Genomic DNA, 12,371 nt, shown 5'->3' with positions numbered 1-12,371 from the left:
ACTCCTTTGTGATTGTCGCGTATACACCAGCCGGTTACATCACATCGAGCTCACGGCGCAACACTGCGGCCACGGCTCCCAGCACCACCACATCGGCACCACGCTGCGGGCGGCGAACGGTAATGTTGTCCAAGAACCGCGAATGCACGCGCTCGTTGATGGCATTCTCCATCGATTCGATGAAGCCGTCCGTAGCCACGTCATCGGGCGCCAATACCACCACATCGCTGATATCGGTCATGCCCACCGGCATCGACAACGCCTTGCCCAAGACCTGCGCCGACTGACGCAGCACCTCGTCACGCTGAGCCGTCGGCAATCCTTTCATCCGTTCGTGAATGACGGTTGCCGAGGCTATGGTTTCCAAACAGCCTCGCTTGCCACACCGACAAGCTATGCCCTCATCTTCAACAACGACATGGCCGATTTCTCCGGCGGTAAAGCCCGGACCATGCACAATATGATCCGCCACCAACATGCCGGCACCGACGCCACCCGCTATTTGCACAACGATGCTGTCAGCTGCGCCATTTCCAAAATGCCGCTCCCCCAAAGCCGCAGAATCAGCATCATTGAGCACATACACCGGCAAACCTGAGCAACGTTGCCGTATGGACTGCGCCAACTCCACCGACGACCACCCCAAGTTCGACGCTTCGCGCACCTCACCAGACCGTGTGACCGCGCCAGGCGTCGCCACCCCAATACCGAGCACTGGACAGCCAGCCTGCGTTTGCAAGTTTTCGCACGCCCGCAATACCGCCTCCACCTTGTCGCTGCCATCGCTTCTTTCACAAGGCATTGGCACTTGCAACCGCTCACGGACATGCCCGGTCATATCGCTGACAACACCGGTAATGACATCTATGCCAGATAAATCCACCGCCAATACACATCGAGACTGGGCGCGAAATCCCAACATCAACGCTGGCTTACCTGGCCGCGATGACGTTTTGTATCCGCCCTCAACGATCAGACCATCAGCAATAAGTTCGGACACCACCTCCGACACCGAAACTTTACTCAACCCAGTGATGCCGGCTATCTGCGCCCTCGAGCGCCACGTTTCGGGATACAAGCAACGCAGCACAGCCGCACGGTTGCGGGCACGAATGTCAGCCGGTGCGGCACCGGCATATCGTCGTTCCGGAAGCATGGCATCCCTTTCTCTATGTCGATTCATCGCATACCGTCGCGTATCGAACACATCGGCGTACGACCATAAGTAACTTTCCCTTACTAATCATACGCTACTTTACCGAGCCTGCGGTGATCCCCCCCCCCGGCAATGTTGCGTTGAACAATCATAAAGAACACCACGACCGGCAGGGAAAATAGCACAGAAGCCGATACCACGCCAGGAGCCACCCTGCCCAGCGCCGCAGCGATCTATGTGACGACGCCAACCCCACCCCCGAATTTCCAGCTTGACCTTTGAGTCGCTTTCCATCGCGACTTCCTCGCCAATTACATCCCGCGCGGCGTCCGTGAAACCGTCCTTCATAGCTTATACGGCGCTCGACATCATCTACACAACCCGGGCATGTCGCCATATATTTTCGCCAACGCCCCATTACAATGATGTTCCAGTAGCATCATCGAACACCCCAATTAGACAAGGATTTGCAAGCCATGCGCTCAACCTCACGCGCCGAACAACTCCCCCTGGCGGTTCCTGGCAACGTGCTGAAAGCCAGCCCATCGGATGTACGCCGCAATAACCGCCGCCTTATTTTCGGACTACTGTTTCCCAACCGAGCTCTGTCACGCGCTGAATTGGGCCGACAATCGGGACTCTCACGCGTGGCCGCCTCCGACGTAGTCGCCGACATGCTGGACACCGGGCTGATTCGCGAAAGCGGTCAAGAAGTCAACTCCCGCAAAGGCAAACGCGGCACATTGCTGGCCGTAGATACGCAGCGACTGCGCGTGATCAGCATTGACCTATCCAACGAAGATCGCATTATCGGCGCACTCACCGACCTACTCGGCACGCCCGTGCATCGCACTGAAATCCACCTGGACACCATCAACCACGTCACCACCGATGACATCCTTGCTCTAATCGACGACTTGATTGGACGCGCGGAACACATCATCGGTATCGGCATCGCCGCACGATGGCGTCATCGTCGACAACGCCATCGTGCGCGCCTCCACCATCCTGGGTTGGCGCGACGTCAACCTTAAAGACTGCGTGGAGCGCCACTGCGGCCTGCCCACCACCGTCGACAACGATACCGACAGCGCCATGCTTGCCGAACGATTCTTCGGCCAGGCCGACTCCGACCTGGTATTCCTACGGATTCGACGCGGCATCGGAGCCGCCGTTCTGGTGAACGATATTCCACTGGTCGGCGAAAACAATGCGGGCGGTGAAATCGGACATATTGTCATCGATCCCGACGGCCCACAGTGCGCATGCGGCAAACGCGGCTGTTTGGAACGCCTGGTCTCCGCCACCGCATTGTATCCGCGACTGGAGCAGGCCGGCAGCGACGAGGAACGCAACGCCATCCTCGCCGAAGCGGGGCGTCACCTCGCCAAAGCACTGGCCACGCCCATTGGCATGCTCGACATGTCGGACGTGTGCATCAACGGCCCGGAAGACATCATCACCCAAGCCTTCCTTGACGCCGCGCAAGAGCAACTCGACCACGACACTCGGTCATCGTTCCACGTTCCCACACGACTGCGTCGCTGCACGCAGGACGACGACATCACCCTACGTGGAGAAGCCATCTGCGTCGTGCGTGAATACCTGTACTCGCTGTAACCGCGCAACAATCTCGGGACCAGCAGAATATCCCCGGACGATATGTATGTGGGTGGCTTGCGCCGCGAAGATACCGCGACCCAAGCCACCCACGCCAATACGAATGTGAACTAGGCGCGGCAAGCCCGCTCGGCGGCCACCGCCGCACGCACGGTCGACACATCGGTGCGCTCGATGCACGCATCGTCACCGCCGCCGCCAGGACCGCCATCGGAAGCCACCAAATGCTTGGCGGACAAGTGCATGGCACGCACGCCAACCGCCCAAGCATCGGCGATGCCTTCGGGCTTCAAACCGCCACCGGCCTGAATTTCAATACGGCCTTCGGCATACGCCACCAAATCACCCAACGCTTCCAGGCCTTGCGGCACGGTGGGAGCACCGCCGGACGTGAGAATACGGGTGTATCCCAAATCCACCAACGAATCCAAGGCCGCATGACGATCGGCCGCCACATCGAAGGCGCGATGGAACGTCACCTGCACCCTGCGCCCGCACTCCTCGCCCGCAGCATGGGCGACCTTCGCCAAGTCCTCGGCGAACGGCAAATCAAGCGAGCCATCCGACAGCAAACCGCCGACGACCACGCCGGCCGCACCGGCGCGAATCGCGGCACGCACATCATCAAGCTGCACCAGCTTCTCGTCGTCATCAAACACAAACGAGCCTCCACGCGGACGAACCAACGCCTGCACACCCTGCGGCAAGCCCACCGCCGCACAACGCTCAATCAGCGCGTAGCTGGGCGTCAAGCCACCGGTAGCCCCCAACGCCACACACAATTCAATACGATCGGCGCCCTCGTCGCACGCCACGCGCGCGCCCTGCACATCCTGCACTGCAATTTCCACCGTCATCGGCCACTCTCCTTTTCTCCGTTTGCCGACCCGACCTTTCGCCGCACTGCGTCCAGCGCCGGTCGCAATGTCATTCACGCATCGAATCCCTCATGGTTTGCGATGTCCTCGCCGTTACCTTAGCACGCACCGCGTCGTTGCCGCCGCGTCACGCAACACGCCGCCGGTTGCCGCACTATATTAACCGCGTTAATATATGAACACCGTTCACGACACACTACGTGTCACCGCGACCCAAGGAGGTGTCCCCACCATGGCAACGCCACCATCCCGCGACACCACCCGCGGCCGCGCACACCGTGACACCGGCAGCGACGCCGATCTCAACCGCGCACGCATCCTACGTCACCTTCAGCTCAATGGCATCTGCTCGCGCGCGCAGCTCGCCAAAACGCTGCACCTCACCCCCGCAGCCATCACCAAAATCACCGCACGTCTCATCGACGCCGGCATCCTCACCGAAACCGGCGACATCGAAGGCATCAACAACCGCCGTTCCATAGGCCTACGCATCAACGCCGCACAATTCCACGTACTCGGCGTCAAATTCGCCCGCACGCGCGTGCAATTCGGCATCTTCGACCTCGACGGCACACCCTTACACCTCGACGACATCCCCACACCCAACGACGGCGACACCCACACCGCACTCGCCACCATCCGCGAGCGCATCACCAGCATGTTGCACGACGACACGCGCATTATTGCCGTGGGCATTGCCGTACCCGGCCCGTATTTGCGCGACATCGGACAGGCGGCGATTATTTCTTCGATGCCGGACTGGCGGGATATTAATTTTCATGATGAGTTCGCACACGCGTTCAGCGTCCCCGTGTATTTCGAGCAGGATGCCCGGGCGGGTGCGTTGGCGCAGCGTCTGTTCAATCCGACGGTAACGGCTGATTGCATTGCGTATTATCTTGTTGGCGAAGGCGTGGGCTTGGGTGTGCTTGATCACAGCACGCTGCTGAACGGCTCGCGTGGCGCGGCTACGGAAATCGGCCATATCAGCGTGAATATCGATGGTATACCTTGCGAATGCGGCAACAACGGCTGTTTGGAACGGTATTGTTCCGCCGTCGCCATCCATCAGCGCATCACCGACAGCCATCTGATCGACGGCAGCGAGCGCATGACGCGCGCCCAGGCGTGCGAGGCGTTATTCGCCGCCGCACGGCAAGGCAATCCCGAAGCGCGCGCAATCATGCATGATGTGGCACGCTACGTGGCGCAAGGCTGCATCACCATTATCAACGCGTTCAATCCGGAACATATCGTCATCGGCGACATCGTTTCCGAAGCGGGAGCAACGTTCCTCGACGATGTGCGCGCATACGTGGCGCAACATGCCATCGCCCCGTTGAACGAGTCCACCACCATCAGCTTGACGACGTTAAGCACGGACGCCTCAGTATTGGGCGCCGCGTCCATCGCCATCACGCAATTCCTCCATCATCCATCGCGCTTTTGCGCCATCACCTGACGACACCACACGGTAATCTCGTCAACACATCAGAAAGGAAACACCCATGACCAAGCCATTCGTCCTCTCCCTTGGCGAACTCCTGTGGGACATGCTGCCCGGCGGCAAGCGCGCTGGCGGCGCCCCCGTCAACTTCATCTACCATGCCGCCATGAACGGCGCGGAAGGCTACTCCGTAAGCGCCGTGGGTGAAGACCCGCTCGGCGACGAACTCGAACAAGCCACCAAGGCGGCAGGCATCACCTCCGTGCTACAGCGCAACGCCTGGCCCACCAGCACCGTGGACGTGGAACTGTCCAACGGCATCCCCGAATACACCATCGTCAAGAACGTGGCATGGGATCACCTGCTGCTGACCACCGAACTGCTGGACCTGGTCACCAAAGCCGACGCCATCTGCTACGGCACGCTGGGCCTGCGCTCCCCCGAATCGCACGCCACCATCGTCGAACTGCTCAAGTATGCCAAGCCCGGCGCGATGAAGTTCTTCGACATCAATATCCGCAGCGACTTCTACTCCAAGGAACTCATCGAAGAGCTGCTCGGCTTCGCCACCGTATTCAAGCTCAACGACGCGGAACTGCTCATGCTGCGCGACCTGTTCGACATTCCCGGCGACACCGACGAAGAAGCCTGCCGTTGGTTCCTGGACACCTTCAACCTGGATTACATCATCCTCACCGGCGGCTCCACGTTCAGCACCATCACCGCTCGCGGCGGCGAAGTCTCCACCCTGTCCACCCCACACGTCGAAGTAGCGGACACCGTGGGCGCAGGCGACTCCTTCTCCGGCACCTTCACCGCCAAGATCCTCACCGGCGCCTCGCTCGCCGAAGCACACCGCGCGGCCGTCAACACCGCCGCATACGTGTGCACCGCCAGCGGCGCATGGCCCGCATACCCGGAAGAAGGCATTCCGGACTACCTCAACGGCGAAGCGTGATACAGGCGGGCGCTGCTGCCACGCGGTGGCAACCCGGCGCCCGTACCGAAAACCACCGCGACTTTGACAATACGATAAGGCTCCGAATCCTCAAGGACTCGGAGCCTTATCGATAGTGGGCACGTTGTATTGGCACAGCGCCCCGGCCAGGTTTCCCTCGATGGAATTGTGCATTTACCGCACTGATACGGCCAAAATTCTGTGCTTTTACCGACCCTGAACTTGAAATTGTGCCTTTACCCCACCCGCAGACGCGGTTTTGGGTCTCTACGGGTGTCGTAACAGCACATTTTCCACTTCCGAGTATGGTATATGCACACAAAACCACCCCTATCAGTGGGGTGAAAGCACAGTTTCCAAACCGGTTGCTCGAATCCCTCGCCAAAGTGTGTGTTTATACCACCAGTGGGGGCACGATCCCGCACATACCCCCCCCCGTCTCCCAAAAGTGTGTGTTTGTGACATCGGTGGAGCCGCAATCCCGCGCTTTTCTCCGTTCCCAAACCCGAAAGTGCGTGTTTCCGACATCCGTACGGCCGGTTTCGGGATTCCACGAGTGTGGTAAACACGCACCTTCTGGCCCAGAGTGGTATAAACACGCACAAAACAACGCCCACCAATGGTGGAAACACGCACTTTCGCGGTCGTAATCGGACTTGGGTTGGGCGGGGCATGGGATTGCAGGTCCACCATTGAACTGGGCGTCGTTTGTTGGACTGGAGCAATTCAGATGCGATGATCGGAAGGCATGGTTCTTTCGCCTGCGGGAGGAACGGAGAAGACATTACGACGACGGATTGCCGCGTAAGGCGTCGGAGCCTGCGAACCAATCGGATCACATACATCACCATCGAACTTTGGCATAGAGGCGTCTATATCACAATTCGATTTGTCCGCAACCAGCAGGAACTCTATCCCTGTTAGTTGAGAGAGAAATTCTCCAACTCTTGCAAGATTGACGTGCGGGAACGTACTTGATAGGTGTGTTGCCATAACAGATCTTGGAAGGCACTGAACTTTACTCAGTAGCGTCACGAGCTCGAGAATTACAGGTGAAGGCTTGAGACGCATATTTTGGGTAGCTCCTTGTGCGCGGTCGGGCGTATAAACCCACGTATACGTACCAGGAAAGCTGTTGATAATCGGGTTCAACCCCAGCGCTTCATTAGCGTCAGGTTTAGATACAGAGTGGCATTGCAAATGCCAGAGCAAATTCGATGCCGTACCGAGCTCGCCCACAGAGCGCCTTCGCACTCCCTCAAGCGCCCACCACGACTCCCACCAACCGCCAGAAACCCGCGATAACAAACAAAAACGCCCATCCTGACACACTGCCCGGCACTCCTAAGCAATGTATCACAATGAGCGTCTAAGTAGTGGACCCAAAGGGGAAGCAGTCTAACTCGGCGGCTTCCCCTTTAACAAAAGGGTCGCCGTCCGCTCCTTTCAGCATATCCCACGTGATTTCGGTCTTATCCTCCAAGTACCACGAGGTCACGACCAGCTTCTCGTCGTGGATATAAATCTTATCAACGAAATACTCCAATACCAGGTCGCGCGTCTCCGGGTTGTCGAAGTCCGCATGAAGGAACTTCTCGAAGTACGCCTTGATGCTGTGCTCATCCTCGCACAGCGAGACCTTGACGTTCTCGGCCTGTATCGCGTCGTTCAGGGATGCCTTCTGCACCTCAAGCTGGTTCAGACGCTCTATGAGGGTGTCGCTGAGCGCACCGCCCTCGATTGCCTTCATCAGGTTCGCTATGCTCTTCTCGACCTCTTTACGCTTCGCCTCCAGACTTTCGAGGTACCCTGTCTCCTTGTAATGCTCCTTGTAGTACACGGCGGCGTCCACTGCAAGGGACATCAGGTTCTCCGAGTCATCGATGATGTACTTCAGAACGTCGGTCACGAGGTCCTCAATCTAGTCCTTCTTGACCTTCTTCTTCGTGCACAGCTTCTTCCGCTGGGCGGAGCAATAGTAGTAGTAATACGTGCGCCCCGTCTTGCTCGTACCCGAGACACCCTGCATCGTCTCCCCGCACTCGCCGCAGTACAGCTTCCCGGTCAGCCAGTAGCGAGGAGCGCCATCCTCGCCCATTCCTCGCGCCCTCTGGGAACCCTTGCGCTTGTTCTCGGCGAGGCGCTTCTGCGCCCGGTAGAACGTCTCCTCGTCGACCAGAGCGGGCATCCCGCCGGGAACGACGAACTCGCCGGCCTGTATTCGCCGATGTACGCGCGGTTCTTGAGCATCCTGTGCATGGTCTTCACGCCGAAGGGATTGCCCCTCGACGCGCGCAGACCAGCCTCGTTGAACTCGTCGCAGATGGACTGCATGGGTTCTCCTTCGGCGTACTTCGCGAACATCAGCTGTACGAACGGCGCGGTATCGGGGTCTATGACGTACTTGCGCTTCTTGTCCACCTTCTCCGTCTTGAAGCCGAACACCTTGTGGCCGTTGCAGTTCGCGTGCTCGGCGTTGAAGTCCATCCCTCGTTGGATGTGTACGGACAGGTTTCGGCTGTAATACTCCGCCAGAGCCTCCATCAGCCCCTCGATGAGGATTCCCTCGGCGGTATCCGTCGGAATGTTCGCCGCCAGCAGGTGTATCTCGCACCCCGCGTCGCGAATCGTCTTCTTCGCCATCGCCAGCACGTACTTATCGCGACCCAAACGGTCGGTCTTCCACGCGATGAGAGCGTTCGGACGGATTTCCCCGACCTCCGACAGCATCAGCTGGAATCCCGGACGGTCTTCCTTTGTGCCGGATATGGCCGCGTCCTCGTACTCTCGGACGATTTTCAGTCCGTGCGCGTCCGCCCATTCGTGGGCAAGCTCGCGCTGCTGGTCGATGCTCGCCTCGTTCTGCGAGTGGGAGGAGTAGCGATAGCGATGCCGAGATTGTTGTCGTTGAGCTTTGATTTCTTTCTCGCCAAACGAATCACCTCCAAATTACTTATTTAATCAATTATACAATTAGCTAATTCAAAAGAATGCCCGCCGCTTACAGGAGCGACAGGCATTCACGATTTTATCAGTGCGAATTGCGCTCGACGTACGCCAGATACTGCTGATACTTGCGGAGCATCATGTTCTTCGTATATTGCTCCATATACGCATAATCAGGTTCGCCGGAATCGTCAACGGGGAGCATGATTCGTTCACGTTTGATACTATCTTTGTTGCCCATGTGCCCATAGGTGTATTTCGAGCATGTTTGCCTGATGGCCCGTGCCATGAATTGACCGCGATACATATTTAAGCCAGTGCAACGCAGTATCAATATTGACGAGCCAGCACCTCCGCGACCGAGAAAATCCATCGGTTGAAAGAATGTGCTGCCATCAACAGGGCTAACCGTAATACAACAGCCTTTATCCAACGGCTCACCATCTAACGGTTCACAGAGCTTCATAACCCCATTACTCGCACTTCCCGACGCAACAAATGGGACTCCGCCCGCTCGGTAATCGTCCTTGTTTCGCGCCATTGGACGGCTTACTTCGAACAACTCTCCAATGCGAAACTCGGTCCACTCTTTTTCATCTAACGCAGGAATCTCTACAAGCTCTCCCAGCTCTGCAACGCGCGCTTCGGCATACTTGCGATATTTTTCCTGCATCTCTTCGCGTTTCTGACGCGCATACGCTGCCATATATTCATAATCAGGTTTTCCGGCATGATTAACGGGAAGCAAGAATTGCGAACTGACCATACGGGAAGGGCGCCATTTCCGAGCATAGATGAAACAATCGCCTTGTTGACGAATCATTCGAGCAAGAAAAAGCGCTTCATCTTTACTCGCTGTGTGGTCACGTAGTGTGAGAGGGTTAACGTCATGCGTGCACGTAAATTGCCTCGGCTGATAGTAGCTATATCCGATAGCGGAACCGTTGTTTACTACGCAAATTGAACCCTTATTGAACAATTTGCGCTCAATAGGTTCATTTGGCCCATAACCCACCTTTGAATTATCCTCAACAGCCTGCAAAGTACAAAAACCCGTAACGCCATTGTTAATACCTGAGGCACCAATGAACGGTACTTTTCCATCAGAACTCATTGGTGGTTTCTTGTTGTAGAACCCGTGTCCGATAACAAACACGCTATTTATCGGAATACGCTCCCATTCCTTCTCATCAAGACTCTGCATCCTCGTCACCTCCCTCGAACAGGTACTCGCGATTCTGCATAACCATCGAGAACTCGAAAGTCAGGTAATCGCCGATAGCCTTTTCGAAATCCTCATCCGTCGGAATCTCGTCGTTGAAGTAGTAGAACGAATGCAACCACTCGTCATCGGCCTTCACCGTGGATTCGACGCAGAACTTGGAAGGAGCTTCGGCACGACTGAACCACACATCGAGGAGATGCTGCCTCTTGTCTTTCGCCGAATCGCCCTCGACCAGACCGACATGGGCACGTACCTCGTAACCGTCATCACGGAAGTCGATACTTGCACACCTTGTCCTCATCATGCGGTTCATGCGCCGTGAAAACCGCGATAACAGGGTTCGTGCCGACCCCGTAGAATGTATCGGTATTGCACGTGATAACACCCTCCAGCGTGTGCTTCTTCATGATGCTCGCCTTATATGCCTGCTCGGCTTTCGACTTGCCCGTCATTGAAGACTGCGGCACGATAACAGCGGCTCGTGCGCCGATTGCCAGCGAGTCCAGCATGTGCTCGATGAACGAAATCTCGTACTGCTCAGGGTCTGCCTTAGTGCCCTGAGAGTAAGGCGGATTCATCAGACCGACCGTCGCTCCCTTGAGCTGTACCTGAGCGGGGTTCTTGCGAAGAAAATCACAGCATTCCAAATTGCTGTTTCCATCCTTGCGAAGAATCATGTTCGCAGCTGCCACCGCGAACATATTGCTCTGCAACTCAAATCCATGAAGCTGTTTCTTCTTGATGTTCTTCCTCTGAGCGTCCGTATCTGCAAGCGTCAACATGCGGTGCATCGCCGAAATCAGGAATCCGGCCGTTCCGCATGTCGGGTCGAGCACAGTGTCGTCCGCCTGTATGTCCAGCAAATCGCACATCAGGTCGCAGATATGGCTCGGCGTGAGTACGATACCAAGCGTCTGTCCGTCTCCACCCGAATAGCTCATAAACTCGCCGTAGAAACGCCCGATGAAATCCTCGCTGGTTTTCTGGTACTTGATGTTCTTGAACACATGCTCGTACAGAAACTCGGTATAGAACTTCAAAGGGGTCTTGCCCAGCGTATCGTTCATCTCGTTCAAGCGAAAGCTCGTTTGCAGAATCGCGAACTCGGCAAGTAACTTGTCTTTCTTCGCGTCCGGTCCGACATTGGAGCGTGTCAAACGCGTTCTGATGGCGTTCATCAGCTTGTCGCCATCACGATTCCCAGCAAGCTGGTCGCCAGTCAAGGCGGAGATATTGAATCCACCGAACTCAATCTCATCCAGCGCCAGCAGAATACCGGCAACAACCAGCGGCTTGTCTTGGTCTTTCAACGTGCCGTATGTGCGCAGGTACTCATGAAGCTCCGCGGCATCTTTCAGAATCTGCTCGGTCGTTTTCTCGATATCTGTCGCCTCTTCGAGCACATATCGCGTGTAATATTCGCCGATATTCTGCTCGGAGAACCAAGTAAAGGATTCAATATCTTCAAGCTGCTTGTATCCCTCGCGGTCATCCACCCACAGAGGAGTGATGACATGATGCTTCGCATCTCCGGAAACACCTACTGCAAACACTTTCTTGAACGAACTGTTCTGCGCGATATGTTTCGCATAGAAATAGGCACCGTTCACGGCGTAATCGGTGATTGCCTTCACGCTCGTGTCGATGATTCCTTCATCCGTCAGCTTGATTTGCTTGTCAATATCGGCCTTGTCTTCGATGACAAGCACGAAATCCCCGATGACCGCCACGTACTCAGGGAATCCAGCATTCCCGGTTCCTCGCTTGGATGCGCTCTTCAAAGCCTCGTCAATTTCCTTGACCTCACTGCCTTGCGCATCGAAGTGAATCTTGCATTCATCGAGCTGTTTGGCCACCCATAAGTCAGTTCTGACTTCCTTCTTCGCCATTACTCAGCCACCTCCTCCAGATGCTCAGCAATCCACCCATGAATGATTGCCGCAATCGTCGTTTCCTTCTCAGCCGCCATCATCTTGAGCGCCTTCTTGTCGCTCACCGTCAGGGACAGCGAGAGGGTCGTGCGCTTCTCATCTGCGGCGGGAGCATCTGCGGAAACGGTCTTTTCTATCTTCTTCTGCTCGGCCTCGCGGTCGGCAGCGTATTTCTCGAACATGTTCGCCATGGCTTAGCCTCCTTTAATC

12 protein-coding genes and 1 pseudogene are annotated in these 12,371 nt (G+C 56.7%); 3 read left to right on the top strand and 10 right to left on the bottom strand.

Annotated features, from left to right (window positions below):
- Positions 1–34: 34 nt before the first annotated feature.
- The gene (locus tag AC1AWK_RS01735) at positions 35–1,156 is read right to left on the bottom strand and encodes an ROK family protein (protein ID WP_476567607.1); all 1,122 of its coding nucleotides are present in this window, start codon (positions 1,154–1,156) and stop codon (positions 35–37) included.
- A gap of 476 nt (positions 1,157–1,632) precedes the next feature.
- On the opposite strand from AC1AWK_RS01735, the pseudogene AC1AWK_RS01730 reads away from it, so the two are divergent.
- A pseudogene (locus AC1AWK_RS01730) lies at positions 1,633–2,776 on the top strand (ROK family protein).
- A 110-nt stretch (positions 2,777–2,886) separates the two neighbouring features.
- On the opposite strand, the gene AC1AWK_RS01725 reads toward AC1AWK_RS01730, so the two are convergent.
- The gene (locus AC1AWK_RS01725; RefSeq protein ID WP_476567605.1) at positions 2,887–3,633 is read right to left on the bottom strand and encodes a copper homeostasis protein CutC; all 747 of its coding nucleotides are present in this window, start codon (positions 3,631–3,633) and stop codon (positions 2,887–2,889) included.
- Positions 3,634–3,886: 253 nt separating this feature from the next.
- Here AC1AWK_RS01725 and AC1AWK_RS01720 point away from each other — a divergent pair, with 253 nt between their 5' ends.
- Positions 3,887–5,116 (top strand): ROK family transcriptional regulator, encoded by a 1,230-nt coding sequence (locus AC1AWK_RS01720; RefSeq protein WP_476567604.1) that lies wholly within the window; start codon positions 3,887–3,889, stop codon positions 5,114–5,116.
- Positions 5,117–5,162: 46 nt separating this feature from the next.
- Positions 5,163–6,059 (top strand): carbohydrate kinase family protein, encoded by an 897-nt coding sequence (locus AC1AWK_RS01715; RefSeq protein ID WP_476567602.1) that lies wholly within the window; start codon positions 5,163–5,165, stop codon positions 6,057–6,059.
- A 726-nt stretch (positions 6,060–6,785) separates the two neighbouring features.
- Here the strand turns inward: AC1AWK_RS01715 and AC1AWK_RS01710 are convergent.
- The 8 genes from AC1AWK_RS01710 to AC1AWK_RS01675 all read right to left on the bottom strand — a co-directional run bounded on the left by AC1AWK_RS01710 (position 6,786) and on the right by AC1AWK_RS01675 (position 12,352).
- Positions 6,786–7,298 carry a hypothetical protein gene (locus AC1AWK_RS01710; RefSeq protein ID WP_476567600.1) on the bottom strand — a complete coding sequence of 171 codons (513 nt, stop codon included), beginning with the start codon at positions 7,296–7,298 and terminating at the stop codon, positions 6,786–6,788.
- 130 nt (positions 7,299–7,428) lie between these two features.
- On the bottom strand, positions 7,429–7,968 hold the full coding sequence (locus AC1AWK_RS01705; protein WP_476567599.1) for a hypothetical protein: 540 nt from the start codon (positions 7,966–7,968) through the stop codon (positions 7,429–7,431).
- A gap of 12 nt (positions 7,969–7,980) precedes the next feature.
- On the bottom strand, positions 7,981–8,157 hold the full coding sequence (locus tag AC1AWK_RS01700; protein WP_476567597.1) for a recombinase zinc ribbon domain-containing protein: 177 nt from the start codon (positions 8,155–8,157) through the stop codon (positions 7,981–7,983).
- Positions 8,124–8,909 (bottom strand): recombinase family protein, encoded by a 786-nt coding sequence (locus AC1AWK_RS01695; RefSeq protein ID WP_476569525.1) that lies wholly within the window; start codon positions 8,907–8,909, stop codon positions 8,124–8,126. The genes AC1AWK_RS01700 and AC1AWK_RS01695 overlap by 34 nt, the downstream gene beginning before the upstream one ends.
- 181 nt (positions 8,910–9,090) lie before the next feature.
- Entirely contained in the window at positions 9,091–10,209 is a 1,119-nt protein-coding gene (locus AC1AWK_RS01690) for a restriction endonuclease subunit S (protein WP_476567595.1), read from the bottom strand.
- Positions 10,196–10,534 (bottom strand): hypothetical protein, encoded by a 339-nt coding sequence (locus tag AC1AWK_RS01685; RefSeq protein ID WP_476567593.1) that lies wholly within the window; start codon positions 10,532–10,534, stop codon positions 10,196–10,198. The genes AC1AWK_RS01690 and AC1AWK_RS01685 overlap by 14 nt, the downstream gene beginning before the upstream one ends.
- Positions 10,497–12,119, bottom strand: a complete 1,623-nt coding sequence (locus AC1AWK_RS01680; RefSeq protein ID WP_476567592.1) for an HsdM family class I SAM-dependent methyltransferase — start codon at positions 12,117–12,119, stop codon at positions 10,497–10,499. Before AC1AWK_RS01680 ends, AC1AWK_RS01685 begins: the two co-directional genes overlap by 38 nt.
- On the bottom strand, positions 12,119–12,352 hold the full coding sequence (locus AC1AWK_RS01675; RefSeq protein WP_476567591.1) for a hypothetical protein: 234 nt from the start codon (positions 12,350–12,352) through the stop codon (positions 12,119–12,121). The genes AC1AWK_RS01680 and AC1AWK_RS01675 overlap by 1 nt, the downstream gene beginning before the upstream one ends.
- Between the last annotated feature and the right edge of the window lie 19 nt (positions 12,353–12,371).

Source organism: Bifidobacterium sp. LH_491 (assembly GCF_056356495.1).
This window is presented reverse-complemented; position numbering and strand designations above follow the sequence as displayed.

Coding starts and splice junctions, on each gene's coding strand:
- AC1AWK_RS01735 (WP_476567607.1), bottom strand. CDS start 1,156: ATGCTTCCGGAACGACGATATGCCGGTGCCGCACCGGCTGACATTCGT.
- AC1AWK_RS01725 (WP_476567605.1), bottom strand. CDS start 3,633: ATGACGGTGGAAATTGCAGTGCAGGATGTGCAGGGCGCGCGCGTGGCG.
- AC1AWK_RS01720 (WP_476567604.1), top strand. CDS start 3,887: ATGGCAACGCCACCATCCCGCGACACCACCCGCGGCCGCGCACACCGT.
- AC1AWK_RS01715 (WP_476567602.1), top strand. CDS start 5,163: ATGACCAAGCCATTCGTCCTCTCCCTTGGCGAACTCCTGTGGGACATG.
- AC1AWK_RS01700 (WP_476567597.1), bottom strand. CDS start 8,157: ATGGGCGAGGATGGCGCTCCTCGCTACTGGCTGACCGGGAAGCTGTAC.
- AC1AWK_RS01690 (WP_476567595.1), bottom strand. CDS start 10,209: ATGCAGAGTCTTGATGAGAAGGAATGGGAGCGTATTCCGATAAATAGC.
- AC1AWK_RS01685 (WP_476567593.1), bottom strand. CDS start 10,534: ATGATGAGGACAAGGTGTGCAAGTATCGACTTCCGTGATGACGGTTAC.
- AC1AWK_RS01680 (WP_476567592.1), bottom strand. CDS start 12,119: ATGGCGAAGAAGGAAGTCAGAACTGACTTATGGGTGGCCAAACAGCTC.
- AC1AWK_RS01675 (WP_476567591.1), bottom strand. CDS start 12,352: ATGGCGAACATGTTCGAGAAATACGCTGCCGACCGCGAGGCCGAGCAG.